The organism is Fluviicoccus sp. (assembly GCF_030646115.1).
In the GTDB taxonomy this organism is placed as follows: domain Bacteria; phylum Pseudomonadota; class Gammaproteobacteria; order Pseudomonadales; family Moraxellaceae; genus Fluviicoccus.
The window spans coordinates 336,687-355,131 of record NZ_JAUSMX010000002.1 but is presented as its reverse complement, the minus strand read 5'-3'; the positions used below and the strand labels follow the sequence as shown (position 1 = coordinate 355,131).

Annotated in this window: 19 protein-coding genes; 9 read left to right on the top strand and 10 right to left on the bottom strand. The window is 56.7% G+C overall.

Annotated elements, in window-relative coordinates; genetic code table 11:
• Positions 1–29: 29 nt before the first annotated feature.
• The 3 genes from gatB to gatC all read right to left on the bottom strand — a co-directional run bounded on the left by gatB (position 30) and on the right by gatC (position 3,388).
• Positions 30–1,466 (bottom strand): Asp-tRNA(Asn)/Glu-tRNA(Gln) amidotransferase subunit GatB, encoded by a 1,437-nt coding sequence (gene gatB / locus Q7T36_RS01680; RefSeq protein WP_304843317.1) that lies wholly within the window; start codon positions 1,464–1,466, stop codon positions 30–32.
• A 94-nt stretch (positions 1,467–1,560) separates the two neighbouring features.
• Positions 1,561–3,018 (bottom strand): Asp-tRNA(Asn)/Glu-tRNA(Gln) amidotransferase subunit GatA, encoded by a 1,458-nt coding sequence (gatA, locus tag Q7T36_RS01675; protein ID WP_304843315.1) that lies wholly within the window; start codon positions 3,016–3,018, stop codon positions 1,561–1,563.
• Between the two features lie 82 nt (positions 3,019–3,100).
• Positions 3,101–3,388: an Asp-tRNA(Asn)/Glu-tRNA(Gln) amidotransferase subunit GatC gene (gene gatC / locus Q7T36_RS01670; protein ID WP_304843313.1), complete on the bottom strand. Its 288-nt coding sequence runs from the start codon at positions 3,386–3,388 to the stop codon at positions 3,101–3,103.
• Here gatC and Q7T36_RS01665 point away from each other — a divergent pair.
• The 9 genes from Q7T36_RS01665 to Q7T36_RS01625 all read left to right on the top strand — a co-directional run bounded on the left by Q7T36_RS01665 (position 3,387) and on the right by Q7T36_RS01625 (position 13,391).
• A complete protein-coding gene (locus tag Q7T36_RS01665) occupies positions 3,387–3,614 on the top strand; it encodes a hypothetical protein (protein WP_304843311.1) in 228 nt (75 codons plus the stop codon). The genes gatC and Q7T36_RS01665 overlap by 2 nt on opposite strands.
• Positions 3,562–4,605, top strand: coding sequence for a rod shape-determining protein (locus Q7T36_RS01660; RefSeq protein WP_370690022.1), 1,044 nt, complete (start codon positions 3,562–3,564; stop codon positions 4,603–4,605). Before Q7T36_RS01665 ends, Q7T36_RS01660 begins: the two co-directional genes overlap by 53 nt.
• A 40-nt stretch (positions 4,606–4,645) precedes the next feature.
• Complete coding sequence (gene mreC, locus Q7T36_RS01655) at positions 4,646–5,542, top strand: rod shape-determining protein MreC (protein ID WP_370690032.1); 897 nt, start codon at positions 4,646–4,648, stop codon at positions 5,540–5,542.
• Positions 5,529–6,002, top strand: coding sequence for a rod shape-determining protein MreD (mreD, locus tag Q7T36_RS01650; protein WP_304843309.1), 474 nt, complete (start codon positions 5,529–5,531; stop codon positions 6,000–6,002). The genes mreC and mreD overlap by 14 nt, the downstream gene beginning before the upstream one ends.
• The gene (locus Q7T36_RS01645; RefSeq protein ID WP_304843588.1) at positions 5,996–6,577 is read left to right on the top strand and encodes a nucleoside triphosphate pyrophosphatase; all 582 of its coding nucleotides are present in this window, start codon (positions 5,996–5,998) and stop codon (positions 6,575–6,577) included. Before mreD ends, Q7T36_RS01645 begins: the two co-directional genes overlap by 7 nt.
• Before the next feature lie 29 nt (positions 6,578–6,606).
• Positions 6,607–8,079 carry a ribonuclease G gene (rng, locus tag Q7T36_RS01640; protein ID WP_304843307.1) on the top strand — a complete coding sequence of 491 codons (1,473 nt, stop codon included), beginning with the start codon at positions 6,607–6,609 and terminating at the stop codon, positions 8,077–8,079.
• A gap of 87 nt (positions 8,080–8,166) precedes the next feature.
• Positions 8,167–12,036, top strand: a complete 3,870-nt coding sequence (locus Q7T36_RS01635; RefSeq protein WP_304843305.1) for a YhdP family protein — start codon at positions 8,167–8,169, stop codon at positions 12,034–12,036.
• Positions 12,033–12,857: a carbon-nitrogen hydrolase family protein gene (locus tag Q7T36_RS01630; RefSeq protein ID WP_304843303.1), complete on the top strand. Its 825-nt coding sequence runs from the start codon at positions 12,033–12,035 to the stop codon at positions 12,855–12,857. The genes Q7T36_RS01635 and Q7T36_RS01630 overlap by 4 nt, the downstream gene beginning before the upstream one ends.
• A gap of 69 nt (positions 12,858–12,926) precedes the next feature.
• Complete coding sequence (locus Q7T36_RS01625; RefSeq protein ID WP_304843301.1) at positions 12,927–13,391, top strand: cyclic nucleotide-binding domain-containing protein; 465 nt, start codon at positions 12,927–12,929, stop codon at positions 13,389–13,391.
• 54 nt (positions 13,392–13,445) lie between these two features.
• Here the strand turns inward: Q7T36_RS01625 and Q7T36_RS01620 are convergent, their stop codons facing one another.
• The 7 genes from Q7T36_RS01620 to Q7T36_RS01590 all read right to left on the bottom strand — a co-directional run bounded on the left by Q7T36_RS01620 (position 13,446) and on the right by Q7T36_RS01590 (position 18,421).
• Positions 13,446–13,862, bottom strand: coding sequence for a pilin (locus Q7T36_RS01620; protein ID WP_304843299.1), 417 nt, complete (start codon positions 13,860–13,862; stop codon positions 13,446–13,448).
• A gap of 99 nt (positions 13,863–13,961) precedes the next feature.
• Positions 13,962–14,384 (bottom strand): pilin, encoded by a 423-nt coding sequence (locus tag Q7T36_RS01615; protein ID WP_304843296.1) that lies wholly within the window; start codon positions 14,382–14,384, stop codon positions 13,962–13,964.
• Between the two features lie 243 nt (positions 14,385–14,627).
• Entirely contained in the window at positions 14,628–15,134 is a 507-nt protein-coding gene (yjgA, locus tag Q7T36_RS01610) for a ribosome biogenesis factor YjgA (RefSeq protein WP_304843294.1), read from the bottom strand.
• A 54-nt stretch (positions 15,135–15,188) separates the two neighbouring features.
• Entirely contained in the window at positions 15,189–15,461 is a 273-nt protein-coding gene (locus Q7T36_RS01605) for an HPr family phosphocarrier protein (protein WP_304843292.1), read from the bottom strand.
• Positions 15,458–16,315: an RNase adapter RapZ gene (rapZ, locus tag Q7T36_RS01600; RefSeq protein ID WP_304843290.1), complete on the bottom strand. Its 858-nt coding sequence runs from the start codon at positions 16,313–16,315 to the stop codon at positions 15,458–15,460. The genes Q7T36_RS01605 and rapZ overlap by 4 nt, the downstream gene beginning before the upstream one ends.
• A gap of 119 nt (positions 16,316–16,434) precedes the next feature.
• Complete coding sequence (gene hpf / locus Q7T36_RS01595) at positions 16,435–16,725, bottom strand: ribosome hibernation-promoting factor, HPF/YfiA family (RefSeq protein ID WP_304843288.1); 291 nt, start codon at positions 16,723–16,725, stop codon at positions 16,435–16,437.
• Positions 16,726–16,930: 205 nt separating this feature from the next.
• Positions 16,931–18,421 (bottom strand): RNA polymerase factor sigma-54, encoded by a 1,491-nt coding sequence (locus Q7T36_RS01590; RefSeq protein WP_304843286.1) that lies wholly within the window; start codon positions 18,419–18,421, stop codon positions 16,931–16,933.
• Positions 18,422–18,445 lie beyond the last annotated feature (24 nt).

Here is an 18,445-nt window from a genome sequence, read left to right as displayed (position 1 = left end):
GAACCGGATTGTTCTCCCCGAAACCGGCTTCAACCGGCCAGCAGCTTTTTCAGCAGTTCGTTCACTTGCGCCGGGTTGGCCTTGCCCTTGGAGCGCTTCATGGCTTCGCCGACAAAATAACCGAACACCTTTTCCTTGCCGCCGCGATATTCCGCGACCTGGGCCGGGCTGGCGTCAATGATTTCACGAATCATGGCTTCAATGGCACCGGTATCGGTCACCTGCTTCAAACCCTTCAATTCAATGACGGCATCCGCCGTTTCACCTTCACCGTTCCACAGGGCTTCAAACACCTGCTTGGCAATCTTGCCGGAAATGGTGTTGTCGGTGATGCGGTTGATGAGCCCGCCCAGTTGCAACGCCGTCACCGGTGAGTCCGCCAGTTCCTTTTCCGCCTTGTTCAGGGCGCCCAGCAATTCGCCCATGATCCAGTTGGAAGCCAGCTTGGCCTGACCGTTTGCCGCCTTGACGGTGTCTTCAAAGTAGGCCGCCAGATCGCGTTCCGCTACCAGCACCCCAGCGTCATATTCTGGCAGTCCGTAGGCTTCAATGAAACGGGCTTTCTTGGCGGTCGGCAGTTCCGGCAGGCTGGCGCGTACGCTGTCAATCTGCTGTTCGGTAATCACCACCGGCAGCAGGTCAGGGTCGGGGAAGTAACGGTAGTCGTTGGCTTCTTCCTTGCTGCGCATGGCGCGGGTTTCGTTCTTGGCCGGGTCGTACAGCACCGTGGATTGCACAATACTGCGGCCGGACTCCAACTCATCCATTTGCCACTGAACTTCGGCATTGATGGCTTTTTCAATGAACTTGAAGGAATTGACGTTCTTGACCTCACGACGGGTGCCGAACTTCTCCTCACCCTTGCGGCGGAGGGAGACGTTGCAGTCACAGCGCATGGAGCCTTCGGCCATGTTGCCATCGGAAATACCGAGGTAACGGATGATGGAGTGAATGGCCTTCACATAAGCCACGGCTTCCTTGGCGGAACGCATGTCCGGTTCGGAAACGATTTCCAGCAGCGGCGTACCGGCGCGGTTGAGGTCGATGCCGGTCATGCCCGCAAAGTCTTCGTGCAGCGACTTGCCCGCATCTTCTTCAAGATGGGCGCGGGTAATGCCCACGCGCTTGGTTTCCCCATTATCCAGCGTAATGTCCAGAAAGCCCTTGCCGACAATGGGCAGTTCAAACTGGGAAATCTGGTAGCCCTTGGGCAGGTCGGGGTAGAAGTAGTTTTTACGCGCAAACACGCTCTTGCGGCCGATCTCAGCATCCACGCCCAGCCCGAAACGGATGGCCATGTTCACGGCCTCCTTGTTCAGCACCGGCAGCACGCCGGGCATGCCCAGGTCAATCAGGCTGGCCTGGGTATTGGGTTCGGCGCCGAACGTGGTGTCGCTACCCGAAAAAATCTTGCTGTTGGTGTTCAGCTGGACATGGATTTCCAGCCCGATGACGGTTTCCCACATGAAAGCCGCTCCTCACTCAAATATGTACAAACATCCCTGTCGCGCCCAGCGCCACCAGGGAAAGTTCCCCCCTTGGAAAGGGGGCCAGGGGGTTTTACTTATAAGCTTCCGGCATGCGCTGATGCCAATCCGTCACTTGCTGGTAACGGTGCGCCACATTCAGCAATTGCCCTTCCTGCCAGTAGTTGCCCACCAGTTGCAGGCCTACGGGCAGGTTGCGGCTGAATCCGGCCGGTATGCTCATGCCCGGCAAGCCGGCCAGGTTGGTGGCGATGGTGTAAATGTCGGAGAGATACATTGCGATCGGGTCGCTTTGCTTCTCACCCAGACCGAAGGCCACGCAGGGAGAGGTGGGGCCGGCGATGACATCGCAGTGCTTGAAGGCTTCGGCAAAATCCTGCTGGATCAGGCGGCGCACTTTCTGGGCCTGCAGGTAATAGGCATCGTAGTAACCGGCGGAGAGGGCATAGGTGCCGATCATGATGCGGCGTTTCACTTCGCTGCCGAATCCCTCCTGACGCGAACGCTTGTAGAGATCGGTCAGGTCTTTCGGGCTTTCACAACGATAGCCGAAACGCACGCCGTCGAAACGGGACAGGTTGCTGGACGCTTCTGCCGGGGCAATGACGTAATAGGCGGGAACCGAGTGTCCGGTGTTCGGCAGATCGATTTCCACCAGTTGCGCCCCCAGCTTTTCCAGCTCTTTCAGCGCATCACGCACCACTTGCTCAACGCCGCTGTCCAGTCCTTCACTGAAGTACTGTTTCGGCAGGCCGATGCGCAGGCCGCGAATGTCGTTGCCCAGCGGGGCGGTGTAGTCGGGCACCGGATGGTCGATGCTGGTGGAATCCCTGGGGTCGTGGCCGGACATCACGTTCAGCAGCAGCGCGGCGTCTTCGGCGGTCTGGGTCATGGGACCCGCTTGATCCAGGCTGGAAGCGAAGGCAATCATGCCCCAGCGCGACACTCGGCCATAGGTCGGCTTCAGGCCGGTCAGGTTGCACAACGAGGCCGGTTGACGGATGGAGCCGCCGGTATCGGTACCGGTGGCTGCCGGCGCCAGACGTGCTGCAACCGCAGCAGCCGAGCCGCCGGAAGAACCGCCGGGAACCTTGGTGGTGTCCCAGGGGTTTTTCACGCCGCCGTAATAACTGGTTTCGTTGGAGGAGCCCATGGCGAACTCGTCCATGTTGGTCTTGCCTAGCATGACCAGACCTGCACCTTCGCACTGGCTGATAACGTGGGCGTTATACGGGCTGATGAAGTTGTCGAGCATTTTCGAGGCGCAGGTGGTCTTCACGCCCTGGGTACAGAAAATGTCTTTCTGGGCCAGCGGAATCCCGGCCAGGGCGTGCGCGGTACCGGCAGCGCGGGCGGCGTCGGCGGCGTCGGCCTGTTTCAGGGCCTGGTCGGCCGTGACGGTGATGAAGCTGTTCAGCCCGCCGTCAAAACGTTGAATGCGGTCCAGGAAGTGCTGGGTCAGTTCGCGGCCGGAAAATTCCTTGCGCGCCAGGCCGTCGCGCAGCGCGGCCAGAGTCAGGGTATGCAACATGTCGTCGTTATTCCAATTCGTTCCTTGCGGGGAAACTCCCTCACCCATGGGGGAGAGGGCCGGGAGAAGGGGGAAGATCCCGTTATTCAATCACCTTCGGCACCAGGTACAGACCGGCTTCCACGGCGGGAGCTATCTTCTGGTAATCGTCGCGGCGGTTTTGCTCACTGACCATGTCTTTACGCAGCGGCTGGTTCACTTCAAAGGCATGGGCCAGCGGCTCAATGCCCTGGGTGTTGACGGCCTGCAGGTCGTCAATCAGCCCGAGGATGCTGTTAAGGCTGTCGGTATAGCGGGTGCGGTCGTCGCCGGAGAGCCCGAGCCGGGCCAGATGGGCGATCTTGTCGATGTTTTCCGTGGTCAGTGACATGAAAATGCTCGCAGGCAATGCCGTAAAAAATGGGAAGAAAATTAACACAGTTCCGGGTTTGGCCAAAGCAAAAAAGTACAACGGAAAGTTTGCTGACGCTTTCGGCAGCAGCGGTCCTGTTTGCTATACTGCCCCTTCATTTGCCGCCTTGCCGGTTAGCGTCGGATTCACCCATGATTTCTTTGAAACGCCTGTTTGGCCTGTTTTCTTCCGATCTCGCCATTGATTTGGGAACCGCCAATACCCTGATTTACGCACCCGGCCGCGGCATCGTGCTGGACGAGCCTTCCGTGGTGGCCATTCGCCACAACGGCGCACGGCGAACGGTGGTTGCGGTGGGCGCCGACGCCAAGCGCATGCTGGGCCGTACACCGGGCAGCATCACGGCTGTCCGGCCCTTGAAGGATGGCGTCATCGCCGACTTCGAAGTCACCGAGAAGATGCTGCAATATTTCATCAGCAAGGTGGATTCGCGAGGCTTCCTGCCATCGGCGCCGCGTGTGCTGATTTGCGTGCCCTGCAAATCGACGCTGGTGGAGCGGCGCGCCATCCGGGAATCGGTGCTGGGCGCAGGTGCCCGCGAAGTCCGGCTGATGGAAGAACCCATGGCGGCGGCCATCGGCGCCGGTCTGCCGGTTGAGCAGGCCATTGGCTCCATGGTGGTCGATATTGGCGGCGGCACCACCGAAATTGCCGTGATTTCCCTCTCGGGCTGCGTTTATTCCGATTCAGTGCGGATTGGCGGCGACCTGCTGGATGACTGCATTGTCACCCATGTCCGCCGCCATCATGGCAGCCTGATTGGTGAGGCGACCGCCGAACGCATCAAGATTGCCGTTGGGGCGGCGTTGCCCGGCGGCGAGTTCAAGGAAATCGAAGTCCGTGGCCGTAACCTCGCGGAAGGGGTGCCCCGCTCCTTCATGGTCAATTCCGATGAGGTTTATGAGGCCATTCGCGATTCACTGGACGGCATTGTTTCCGCCGTTAAGAGTGCGCTGGAGCAAACCCCGGCCGAGTTGTCCGCCGATATTTCCGAGCGCGGCATGGTTCTGACCGGCGGAGGCGCCCTGATCCGGGATATGGACAAATTGCTCAGCCGGGAAACCGGCCTGCCGGTATTTGCTGCTGAAGATCCGCTCACCTGCGTGGCGCGGGGCGGTGGCCGGGCGCTGGATTTCTTGGACGACCCGGCCTATGAGATGCTTTATGTCGGCTGACAGGCTCCGGCAGGTGCACTGACTCGTCACGGGGGTTGTCATCGAAGACCGCATTTTTTCCCGGAATCCAACGGGTGGATTCCGGTTCATGACCGCCTTGGGGCTGGCCGCCGTACTGCTGCTGGCGGAAGGTCGCTATCCCGAATCTTTCCGGATGATTCGTGAACAGGGCCGTGTCGGATTGCAACCCCTGCAAGCTGCAGTGACGTATCCGGGACAACTGTTTTCCTGGTTTCAGGATCAGGCGCGCACCACTACCGGTTTGCGCCGCGAAATCTCCGCACTGCGGGCGGAACAGCAATTGACAGCAGTGCGGCTGCAACGTCTGGCCGAACTGTCGGCGGAAAATGCCCGGTTGCGGGGCTTGCTGGACTCCGGCCTGGTCACCACCGGCCGCATGCTGCTGGCGGAAATCATTCGCGCCGATCCCAATCCGGATCGGCTGGTGCTGACCATCGACAAGGGCAGCATGGACGGTTTGCAGGTCGGACAACCAGTGCTGGATGCCAGCGGCATCATGGGGCAGGTAATTGAAATAAATGAAAAAAGCTCGGATATCATGCTGATTTCCGACCGTCGCCATGGCATCGCCGTCAGCAACGCCCGCAGCGGTACACGTGGTATTTTACGGGGAACGGGAGAAAACGCCCGGCTTGAGATGGATTATGTGCCCGAGTCAGCCGATATCCAGAAAGGGGATAAGCTGCTGAGTTCCGGATTGGGTGCGCGTTATCCCGCCGGATATCCGGTCGCAACCGTGACGGAGGTCTTCCGCTCAGGAGGCGGTGAGTTTGCCGCGGTTCAAGCCAGACCAATGGCTGCCTTGGGGCGAAGCCGGCATGTGGTGGTGCTCTTCCCGTCACCTTTTGCACCGGACGCGGCCGACACGCCGCCCGACAGCCTGAACTGGCAGGAGTTGCCCGATGCAACGCCCTGAACCGCTGTTGATGATTCCCCTCAGTTTTTTGGCCGGAGTCCTGCTGACGTTGATGCCCTTGCCGGAGGCTCTGATCTGGTGGCGGCCGGAATGGCTGTTGATGCTGCTGGTATTCTGGGTGCTGAACCAACCGTCTATTGTCGGCATCTGGACGGCCTTTATACTGGGTCTGATGCTGGACCTGATGATGAACACGCGTTTTGGCGTTTATCCGGTGTCAATGGTTACCGTGGCCTGGCTGGCCCGGTTAGCCCCACGACGCATGCGCAACCTGTCCTTGCTGAACACGTCCGGCGTCGTGGCGGTGCTGACAGCCTTGGCGCTGGCTGTGCGCGCAGGGCTGGAGCTGCTGCTGCCGGGAAGCCGTCCGCTGACCGCTGATTTTTGGTTACCCGTCATCAGCAGCGCCCTGTGCTGGCCGCTGGTGATGGCTGCACTGCAACGATGGGGAAAATACTGATGCTTTATCTGGCTTCCACCTCACCCCGGCGACGGGAGTTACTGCAACAGATCGGTCTCACTTTCGAGGTGCTGAAAGTTTCGGTGGATGAATCGCCGCTGGAAGACGAAACCCCGGCGGAATATGTGGCCCGCCTGGCGGTGGCCAAAGCTCGCGCAGCCATGGAGTTGGTCAGCTCCGGTGACATAGTACTAGGGGCGGATACCACAGTGGTTTGCGACGGCCGCATCATCGGCAAGCCGGAGTCGCTGGAGGAGGCAGTCGCCATCTGGCAGAGCCTGAGCCGGCGCAGTCATCAGGTGCTGACCGGAGTGGCGCTCGCCCGGGGTGAGTTGGTGACCCATCGGGTAGTGACTACCGAAGTCCATTTCAAGGAGTTGCTGCCAGCAGAAATGGAGGCCTATTGGCACACCGGCGAACCCAGGGACAAAGCTGGCGGTTACGGCATCCAGGGGCGCGGCGCGGTCTGGGTTGACCGAATTTCCGGCAGTTACAGCAATGTCGTGGGCTTGCCGCTGGCGGAAACCGCAGAAATGCTTGACGGCTTTGGGTATAGTGTCTGGTCACAGGCCTGACGCCTGCAAAATTCAATCAGAACAATACCATGTCCGAAGAACTCCTGATCAATGTCACCCCCATGGAATGCCGAGTCGCGTTGGTCGAGAACGGCATTGTCCAGGAGTTGTTTGTTGAGCGAACCGCCAAGCGCGGTCTGGTCGGCAATATTTACAAAGGCAAGGTGGTGCGGGTATTGCCGGGCATGCAGGCGGCTTTTGTGGAAATGGGCCTCAGTCGCACCGCCTTCCTGCACATCAGCGACATAGTCTGGCCGAAGCGGAGCCAGGAAAGCCAGGACCCACCCGGAATTCTGGAAGTGCTTCACGAAGGCCAGGCGCTGACCGTGCAGGTCATGAAGGACATGATGGGCAGCAAGGGCGCGCGGCTGACCACAGATCTATCCATCCCGTCCCGCTATCTGGTGTACATGCCCTATGGCGAACACATTGGTGTATCCCAACGGATTGAAGGCGAAGGCGAACGTGACCGCCTGAAAACATTGACTCGCCGTTTGCGCGATGAAATCGCCAGTAGCCTTATGGGGGGTGTCATTGTCCGCACGGCGGCGGAAGGGGTCAGTGAGGAGGAACTGCGGCACGACATGCAGTTCCTGATCAAGCTTTGGCAGCACATCAGTGACCGCAAGATGCGGGAAAGCGCTCCCAGCCTGATCTATGAAGAATTGCCGCTTTACCAGCGTGTCATCCGTGATCTGGTGACGCCGGAAATCAATCGTGTCCTGATTGACTCCCGTGAAACCCATACCAGGGTGCTGGAGTTTGCCGCTGAATTTGTTCCCGGTGTGGAAGACAAGGTAGAGCATTACCCCGGTGAGCGGCCGTTGTTCGACCTGAACAATATTGAGGAAGACCTGCAGAAAGCCCTGATGCGGAAAGTGGCGCTCAAGTCAGGCGGCTATCTCATTATTGACCAGACCGAGGCCATGACCACGGTGGATGTCAACACTGGTTCCTTTGTCGGTACGCGAACCCTGGAAGACACGGTTTTCAAGACCAATCTGGAAGCAACCCACGCGATTTGCCGGCAGCTGCGCCTTCGTAACCTGGGCGGCATCATCATTATTGATTTTATTGACATGCAGGAAGCCGAGCATCGCCTGCAAGTGTTGAAATCCCTTGAAAAAATGCTCTCCCGGGATCACGCCAGAACCAAGATAACCCAGGTGTCGGAACTGGGCCTGGTTGAAATGACCCGCAAGCGGACAAGGGAGTCACTGGAGCATCTGCTGTGTGAGGCCTGCCCGACTTGTCAGGGACGCGGTTCGGTCAAAACTGCGGAAACCGTCTGCTACGAAATTTTCCGGGAAATTCTGCGTGAAGCCCGCGCCTACGATGCCGCCAACGGTTATATGGTCGTCGGCAACCAGAAAGTCGTGGACCGGCTGCTGTCTGAGGAGTCACCAGCCGTGGCGGATCTGGAGCTGTTCATTGGCAAGCCGATCCGCTTCCAGGTGGAAAGCCTCTATACGCAGGAACAATACGACATCGTGCTGCTCTAGCCGTCGTCAATAACCCGAGACAAACAGACGTCCAACGTCCGTTACCGGATAATGGGCCGCTTTAGCCTACCGCATTCGGAAACAAGATTGACCAAGCTGGCCCGACTCAAGACCTTACACTGGCCGCGCATCCAGACGTGGCTGCGGTGGGGTCTCCGGCTGTGTCTTGTGATGCTGGCTTTGCTGGCCGTGACTTACCTTTTGGCCTTGCAGTTATTCGCCCGCATGGATGAATATCGTCCGCTGCTGGAGGCGCAAATTGCCCGGGCGGTCGGGGCGCCGGTCAGTATCCGGCGGCTGGAGGGAGAGTGGAGCGGACTTAAACCTGAAATCCGCTTGCTTGACCTGCATATTCACGACCCGGCCAATCCTGATGTCACTTGGCTAGCCATTCCCCATATCCGCGTCGAACCTTCCTTGCGGCAAACCCTGCTGAGCCTGAGTCCTCGTTTGTCCGTCAGGATTCTGGGACTGTCGCTGACGCTGGAAGAAGCTGCTCCCGGTCAATGGCGTGTGCAAGAGCTGTCCTCACTACCGGCAAGTGACCCTGCGTCCCGGCAGAAAACCCTGCACTGGCTGTTGCAGCAAGGGGAATGGCAGTTGGCTGCCGCTGCCTTGCGCATTCGTCCTTATGGCAAACCGGCGCTGTCCTTGACCGGTCTGGAGATTACCAACCGCAACAGTCGACAGGCTCACCGACTCCGTGTCCAAGGTCAAATTGACCGCATCGGGGTCTTCAGCTTCATGGCCGACATGAAGGCCAGGCGGGTATTGGAGCCCTCGGACTGGGAAGGCAGCAGCTACCTAAGTCTGCCTCAAGCAGACTGGAGTCCGTGGATCCCGACGGGGTTGCCGGACATTGATCGTGTAAAAGCGGTGGCAGGTCTGAAATTATGGACAAACTGGATGAATGGGGCACCTTCTTCTGGATATGCCCGCGTGCACTCCAGCCGCATCAGCCTGAACTGGCGCAATGTTCCGTTAAGCCTGACGGAAGTGTCTGCCGATATTTCTGCTCAAAAAAGAGGCCAGGGTTGGGAAGTAGGCCTCATGCCTAATTCCGGGCAGCTGAATGGACAGGTGTTCCCGCTGAAGACGCTGATAGTCCGCCGGGAGGTTGGGGAACGTTATACTATCGCGGCTCAAGCCGTGCATTTGCAAAACCTGTCGATTGTTGTTCAAACCCTGCCTTTGGGCGAAGAGACCCAATCGAAACTGCGCGAGCTTCAACCCCAGGGTTATATTTCCAGTCTGATGGCGGTTGTTGACGGCCCGGCAGGTCAGCGGGTCTTAAGCACGTTGAAAGCCGATATCCGGCAGGCATCCTGGTCGGCAACAACCCATTTGCCTGGCGCCACCGGTGTTAATGCCTGGGTTCAATGGCAGAACGGGAAAGGTGAGGCCGGTATCCGCATGGAGCAGGGCGTGCTGGACCTGCGTCAGGCCTTCCGCCAGCCCACCCCCGTGGACTCGCTCAATGCCCGCTTCAGTATCCGGAAAACTGCGGATGCCTGGCTGGTGCGCAGTGACCGCATACAGCTGCGTAATCCCGATGCGGCGGGTGAAGCACTGCTCAGTGTCTGGATTCCGCGACAAAATCCTGCCGATGCGCGGTTGCAGTTGCTGGCAGGCATCCATGACGGAAACGTGGCCAGCGTATGGCGGTATGTGCCCTGGCCCTCCGCCGGGGACGACACGCTGGACTGGTTGCAGCGCGCATTGCGTGAAGGCCGGCTGGTGCAGGGCGATTTCCTCTATGAAGGCCCGCTGATTGACCGGCCCGGACTTCCTCCCTCTCAAATGCAGATGCGGTTTGCGCTGGAAGAGGCGACTCTGGCTTATGCCCCCGGCTGGCCAGAAATTCATAAGCTAAAGGCTGAAGTAACCTTGAATAATCGACATCTGCAAGTCAAGGCCAGCCAAGGGCAAATCTACGAAAGTATTGCCCGGAATATTACGGCGGTAATCCCGGAGTTGATGGAACCGGTGTTGCGGATAGAAGCGGACGTGGATAGCACTGGCGAGGATATTTTCCGGCTTTTCCGCGAATCACCACTCAAGGATGACGCCGGGCGCATGGCCTCCTTGATGTCGGTCAAGGGGGAAATAGGCGGGCATTTGTCTATGTCCATGCCATTGGCCAATACCGATAACGTCAAGGTGGCGGTTGAGGCCGAATTGCCGGGTAACCCGGTGATATTGAAAGAGGCTGAACCTTTTGACTTATGGCTAAACGGTATGGTTCGTTATGAAACCGGCAAAGGTCTGACCAGTCGCCCCCTGAGCGGCTTTTTCCTGGGGCAGCCGCTGACTGTGCAGTTTCACAGTGTGCTGGATGAAGGCAATGTCGTCGCGGTTCAAGTGCAGGCGGATGGCAAGTTGACGCCCGCCAGCCTCAAACCGTGGATGGGTGCTTTGACCGGCCATATGCGCGGTTCAACCGGATTCAAGGCGTTCTTGGCCATACCGGTCAAGGATGATCCTGTGCATCTGGCGCTGGATGCCAACCTAGCGGGTTGGTACATGGATTTGCCGCAACCTTTTGGCAAACAGGCCGAAGCAGTGCCGCTGCATTTTGAAATGGAAATGGGGACCTCGGAAAGTCTGGCTTCCCTGAGCATTGAAAAGCGGTTGCAAAGCAATTTTGCCGTGCATGGCAGCCGGATATCCCGGGCAATGGTGCAATTGGGAGAGGGGCGTTTGGCCGAGCTGCCGCCCAATGGCCTTTGGGTTCGTGGTAATCTGGATAAACTGAATCTGGATGACTGGATGCCTTGGCTGCGCCCGCGTCCCGGCAAGCGTGAAGTGGAGGAAGCGGTTTTCCCGGAGCTGGAAAGCTTCACCATGACTATTCGTGATTTTACAGCCGGCGGCTACCGGCTTAATCAGGTTCGACTGGGGGCGGAACCGGATGAAGCGGCGGAAGGCAGGTGGCGCGTGCAACTGGAAAGCGAGCGCATTGCCGGAGAGGCCCGCCTGTCGGGAACGGGAACCGGCCCGGTGGCGCTGACTCTTTATCGCTTGATTCTGCCGCTTCCGGAGGCCTCCGGATCGACGGCGTTGATCTCACCACACAATGACTGGGAACTGCCGCCGGTCAATCTGGATATCCGCCAGTTATCTTATTCAGATTGGCCCGGGCTTGGAAATGGGGCTCTCACAGCCATGATCCGGCCATCAGTCGAAGGGTTGCGACTGGACAATCTCTTGCTCAAGCATGACGCATTGACCTTGAGCGGCAGGCTTGATTGGCGCTATCGTCAGCCCCGGATCACGACTTCTTTCAATGGCAACATCAAAACCGGTGATATTGCCAAATTGTTCTCAGCATTCGACTATCCGCCCATAGTAAATAGTATCAAGGCAGAGTCCACCTTCAGTCTGAACTGGCCGGGTGATCCTACTGCGCTATCGATAGAGCATCTGGAGGGCGAAATCGAAGCGAATCTGGAGAAAGGACGGATAATGAAACTTAACCGGACCGTGAGCCTGTCGCGTTTGTTTGGTGTACTGGATACTGAAAACATCAAACGGCGCATGCAGTTCGATTTCAGTGACATTACCCGTAAAGGTATGGCTTTTGACCACTTCAGGTTAAGTGCCATTCTGACCAATGGAACGCTGCTGGATGATTTTGCCATGGACAGCCCGTCCATGACCGTCAAGGGGGGCGGGGCGGTGAACTTACGCAGCAAGGTGCTGGATCAACGCGTACAAATTGCGGTGCCCTTGGCCAGTGCGCTGCCGGTAGCGGCAGCACTGGTGGCCGGGCCACTGGTGGGTGGGGCCTTGGTGGCGGCTGAATCGGTGCTGGATTCATCCTTACGCAAGATGACAGCGCTGAACTACCAAATTACCGGTGACTGGAATAATCCGGTCATTGACCGGGTGAAAAAACCGTTGATTCCCTGGCGCCTGCCGGGAAGAACAGGAAAAAACCGGAAGGCCAAGCCATGAAAGTGATGCTCTCCGCAATCCAGATGACCAGCGGCAATGACCGGCAGGCTAACCTGAAACAGCTGGAAGGCCTGTTGCAGCAAGCTTCGAATGCTGGAAGCCAACTGGTGGTATTGCCGGAGAACTTCGCGATATTCGGGGCTGAAAGCCAGTACCGCTCCGCCGAAGTCATGCCGGAGATTCTGGATTGGTTGCAAGAGGCTTGCCGCCGTCATGGTTTGTGGATGGTGGCGGGCAGCATGCCCTGTTTGCAGAGGCCTTCGGGTGAGCCAGTTCCGGACGGGCGGGTACGTTCAGCCTGTTTCGTGCTGGATGATCATGGCCAGCTTCGCGCCCGATACGATAAGATTCACTTATTTGATGTGGATGTTGCGGATAGTCAGGGCAGTTATCGGGAGTCCGCCGTCTTTGAACCGGGTGATCAGGTCGTCACGGTGGACACCCCTTGGGGCAAACTGGGTCTGGTTATTTGCTATGATGTGCGTTTCCCGAGCCTGTTCCAGCAATTACAGCAGGCCGGAGCCGATTTTCTGGCTTTGCCCGCAGCATTTACGGCTGTCACCGGGGCGGCGCATTGGGACATCCTGCTTAGGGCCAGGGCTATTGAAACCCAGACTTTTGTCATCGGTGCCGCTCAGGCAGGCTGGCACAATGCCTCGCGAGAAACCTGGGGGCACAGCATGGTGGTTAATCCTTGGGGAGTTGTACTGGGCTGTCGTGAAGAACTGACTCCCGGTCTGCTCAATGTCGGATGTGACCTGTCCGAGTTGCTTGAAATTCGTCAACGGATGCCGCTATTGGCGCATCGCAGGCTATGCTAAAAAAATGGCGTGGCGTAATATGAGCAAGTTGCGGCAAGGACTTTCTTGCCTGTCATGGAGAGTTTGATAATGAGCGAGAGTTTGGCAGATTACCTGGGGCAGGTTCCCATTTTTTCCAATTTGACCTTGCCGGAACTCCAGACCATTGAAAAGTACATGTTCTTCAACAAGGTGGAAGCTGGTGAGTTTGTCTTCAAGGAAGGCGAAAAAGGCGATTATGTCTGCTTTGTGATGCATGGGGCGCTGGATGTCATCAAGTTCAACCAGCACGCGCAGCCGGTGGTGATAACAACGCTGGCCAAAGGCAGTTCCATTGGTGAAATGGCACTGATTGACAAGTTGACCCGTTCGGCCTCAGTGCGTGCCTGTACACCTTCTGGCTTGATTGTGCTGACCCGCAAGGGGTTCGAAATGATTCTGAAGTTGCATCCGGAAATCGGTATCAAGATTTTGAAGGGGATTGCGTCGTTGCTGAGTATCAATCTGCGCAAAACATCGGACAAACTGGCGGAATTCATGCCGCCGCTGGCGTGAAGTCAGGCTTTAAAGTAATAGGTCGTTTTAGGCGTAGCGGGCTAAAACAGCATTTCAGGAACAACTGGATGGTTTGACTGCAGCAGGCATGGCCAAGCCCCCTGTAACACAAGTCCACGAACCATCAGTAGAGCGCAGCATAGTCACGGTGCTGCCGGTGACAGCAGGAGAGCCCTTGATAGTGCAGGTAATGGAGCCTTCGTCAGAGCCGGAGTCATATTCGGCTTCAATCAAGGAGCAGTGGAATGATGTGGTTTGAAGACCAATGTCGGTGGCTGATAATGTGGTCTTGCCGTCGTTAAGTTGAACTTCGAATTGAGCCCGGGCGGAAGCAATTTCATAAACGGCGGCCTGTACTTTGGCCTTGTCATTATACTGACCGTAAAGTGGAACCGCTACAGCTGCCAGAATGCCTATAATGGCCACGACAATCATCAGTTCAATGAGGCTGAAACCTTGTTGGGTTTTCATGGTTTTCCCCCAAATGACATGAGAACTTCATGGATACGATTAAAGTGTTGTGGTCAGAAAAAAGCCCACCGGAGTGGGCTTCTTGTCACACAGCCGGGATTACAGGCAGCCGGACGGGTTGTACTTGGCGTCAGCAGAGCTGTCGCAAGTCCAAGTACCGGTCGCATCGCGGCTCCAGGCCAGAGTTTCGCCGGTAAGAGCAGCTGCGGCATTACCACCAAAGGTGGCGGTCAGAGAGGCAACGCCAGTGTTAGCCAGAACCAAAACGGGCAGACCGCCGTTTTGCAGATTGGAAGCAGTAGCACCAATCAAAGCCATGCAGTCAGCGCTGACAAAAACACCGTCAAGGACGCAGTTTTCAACACCGGTCTTCAAGGCACCAACTTCACCCATTACGCGGGAAACTTGGGACTTGGCAATGTAGTTCTGGTAAGCGGGGATGGCAACAGCAGCCAGAATACCGATAATGGCCACAACGATCATCAGTTCGATAAGGGTAAAACCCTTTTGGATGGTTTTCATGGAGTCTCTCCTGGAGATTCGGTTTTAAGTCGTTTTTGATTTGACCGACTTCTGCCGGTGCTGTTTAAATTAATGCAGAAGCCGTGCCAACTTTTGAATTTATTTTCATGTTCAGTCGTAGCAATGGTTTTGAAGGATTGTGGAAGAAGTAAAGTGAAAAGGTAGCAAGTCATGGAGGTTGGGGAGTGACAATTATTGTCACTTTGTGTCATAGCGTGGGAGTGGTGACACTATCCGTTAATTTCAGGACAGCGTAACCACTTCTCTTAAGTAGGTAGCCAGACGCGCTTTCATTTTTTCCGCTTGTTCCGGTTCGCTTTCCAGTGCATGTCTGGCCGCCCGTACCAACTGCCGCAAGGTATGGCGTTCAGCTGCGCTATGGTTGCGGACGAAATCGGCAATGGCCGGGTCTCCGTGCTGGATCAGACGGGTGATCCAGATTTCCATCCGCTTTTCCAGATTGGGCTGCTGGTGCCGGTTCAGCGCTTGCAAAATGGCGGCTTCATCTTCATGACGCATCAGCTTGCCAATGCGTTGCTTGTGCCGGCGAATGGCTTCATGGCTTCTGATGTGGGACAGTTCAAGCAGGGCGTCCATCAGCGTTTCAGTCAGTGGCAGTTTTTTCAACTGGGAGACCGGAAGCTCCGCCAACTGTTCACCCACCGCTTGCAAACGGTCCATGGCGCGTTTCTGTTCGGACTTGCTGATGAAGTCCGGATCAAATTCATCTTCAGCAGGGTGGTTGAGCATGGCGGCGGGGCAGGCAGATTTGAAGGGGCGCGTATTCTAGCAAGAAACGGGGATTTATTCTGCTTCGTCAAAGCGGCGGGCAAACAAATCCTGAATGGCGGTCAAGGCGGCCTGTTCATCATCGCCCTCGATTTGCAGTGTCAGGGTGATGCCCCGGCCGGCGCCCAGCAACATCACTTGCATCATGTTCTTGGCATCCACCAGACGGCCGCCGGGTTTGCTTAGTCGAATGACGGACTTGAAAGAAGACGTGAGCGTGATCAATTTGGCTGTTGCCCTGGCGTGCAGGCCCAGTTTGTTGATGACAGTGATGGTGGTATCAATCATTTTTTGCGGATCAGCTCTCGATGGAGGGTTTGGATGTTGGCGACCCGATTCTTCATGAAGTCCGCCATTCTGTCCACCATATAAACGGAGCGATGCTGGCCTCCTGTGCAACCGATGGCGACAGTCAGGTAATGCCGGTGGTCAGCGGTCAGCCTTGGCAGCCATTTCAGCAGGAATTCACTGATGTCATGAAAAAGCGCCTCGACTTCAGGGTGGTTATCCAGGAAGTCGGCAACCGGCTTGTCCAACCCTGTTTTTTCCCGTAATGAAGTCTGCCAGTGGGGGTTGGGAAGGCAGCGGACATCAAAAACAAAATCGGCATCAAGGGGAACACCATGCTTGTAGCCGAAGGACTCAAACAAGATGGTGACCTGGGAGTTATTGGAAAGTCGTGCCGCGAGCGTTTGCTGTAGCTCATGTACGTTCAGGTTGCTGGTATCCAGATAGACACTGGCGCGAGAGGCTATCGGGTCAAGAATAATTTTTTCCTGTTCGATGGCCTCGCTCAAGGACCGCGAGTCGGTACTGAGCGGGTGTTTGCGGCGGGTGGAGCTGAATCGCGCCAGCAGCACATCGTCGCGGGCATCGAGAAACAGGGTATCGGAACTGACGCCCATGTTGTCCAGTTCCGCCAGCACTGAGTCAAAACGGCTGAGGTCATCCGGCAGGCTGCGCACATCCACGCCGACACCAATGCGGGAAACTGTTGGCGAGGTCTGGAAGTAATGAACCAGAGAGGGCAACAGGCTTAAAGGCAGGTTGTCGATGCAGAAATAGCCCAGATCTTCCAGGATGTTAAGGGCGGAGCTTTTTCCGGAGCCGGAACGTCCACTGACAATCAGAAGCTTTTTCATTCAGGTGCATGAGGTTAAGATTTTTTCTTATAGTACATTCTTTGACTGAAGAATACAGAGGTGCAGACATAAAGCAGACATAAAAAAGCCCGGAACAACCGGGCTTTTGCAGCGGGAAATCAGTGATGGGCTTTCAGCTTTTCCTTGTGCCTGACAATCTGTCGGTCAAGCTTGTCAGAGAGCAGGTCAATCGCGGCGTACATGTCGGGAGATTCCGCATTGGCGAACAGTTCCGCACCGGCGATCCGGATGGTGGCTTCGGCTTTCTGGGCAAGCTTCTCGATGGTGAGAATGACGTGCATGCTGGTGATGTGATCAAAATGGCGCTCGACGCGCGTCAGCTTGCTCTGCACGTATTCTTTCAAGGCCGGGGTGAGTTCCACATGATGCCCGCTGATAGTCATTTGCATAAGGCCAATCCTCGTGTTGTTTTTACGACATTCGAGGAGAACCTGCGGACAAAGTCGGGCGGCGAACCGTTCGGCCTTGCGGAAGCATGTTCTCCGCCAAAAGCCAGTATCAGTCACAATCCGGTCATTGTGCAGCCACAATTCTGTATCGGATTGTGATTCTGAAAATCTGTTCCACAAGTTCAGAGTAGCGACTATTCCGAGGTTATAGCAAGCGTTTTCTGTCGCTGGATGATGGAATGTTGAGCGACTCGCGATATTTGGCAATGGTGCGCCTGGCGACTTCAATGCCCTGTTCCTGAAGAAGATCAGCAATCTTGTTGTCGGAAAGCGGTTTGCGGCTATCTTCCTGGCTGACCAGCTTCTTGATCATGGCGCGAATGGCGGTGGACGAGCATTCGCCGCCTGAGCTGGTGCCGACATGGCTGGAGAAAAAGTACTTCAGCTCAAAGATGCCCAGCGGGGTATGCATGAACTTCTGGGTGGTGACTCGTGACACGGTGGACTCATGCAGGCCAACCTCATCGGCAACATCACGCAGCACCATTGGCTTCATAGCTTCCGGACCTTTTTCAAGGAAGCCGCGCTGATGCTCCACAATGCAGGTGGCGACTTTCAGCAAGGTTTCGTGGCGACTTTGCAGGCTCTTCAGGAACCAGCGGGCCTCTTGCAAGTGGTTACGCAGGTATTGGTTGTCGGCGCTGTTGTCGGCGCGGCGAACCATACTGGCGTAGCCGGTATTGATACGGACGCGGGGCGCGGTTTCCGGGTTCAGCTCCACCCGCCAGCGTTCTTTATTACGGGTGACGATGACGTCCGGGGTCACGTAATTGGATTCGCTGGAGGAAATACTGCCGCCGGGGTAGGGGTTCAGGGTTTGAATCAGGCTGACAGCAGCTTGCAGTTGCGATTCCGTCAGTCGGGCTTTCTTCAGCAGTCCGGCCTGGTCATGGTTGCCCAGCAATTGCAGATGCTCACGAACAATCAACAGGGCAGCGTCAAGCATCGGGGTCATTTCAGGCAGTTGGCCCAGCTGGATCAACAGGCATTCACGCAGGTCACGTGCTGCCACACCGGGCGGGTCAAACTGTTGTATGCGGTGGAGAACAGCCTCGACTTCATCTTCTTCAATGTCCACTTCCGGCAACAGGCGGCTGACGGCATCAAGAATATCTTCCAGCGGTGAAGTGAGATATCCGTTCTCATCCAGTGAGTCGATCAGACAGACGGCAATCGCCTTGTCAGTCAAAGTGAACGGCGTAAGGTTCACTTGCCACAACAAATGATCGTAAAGGGTTTCGGGGACAGTCGAGCGAGCTTCGAACCCTTCGTCATCATCATCTGGCGCAGAGGCTGTGCTGGTGTTACCGGTAAAGATGTCATCCCAGGCGCTGTCAACCGGCAGTTCTTCCGGAATATCGCGCGGGGCATCCATGTCCAGGCCGTTACTTTCGTCCGAACTGTGGTCGCTGAACTCATCAGAGGCTTGTCCGGCGGCTTCGGCATCATTGGTGGAAGCGGATATGGCCGGGGCATCGTTGTCTTCAGCCAGCTCCAGCAGCGGGTTGGAGTCCAGAGCATTCTGGATTTCCTGTTGCAGTTCAATCGTGGACAATTGCAACAAGCGGATGGCTTGCTGTAATTGCGGTGTCATGGTCAGGTTCTGGCCAAGATTGAGATGCAATGCTGCTTTCATACTGGCATAACTTCAGGTCGTAGA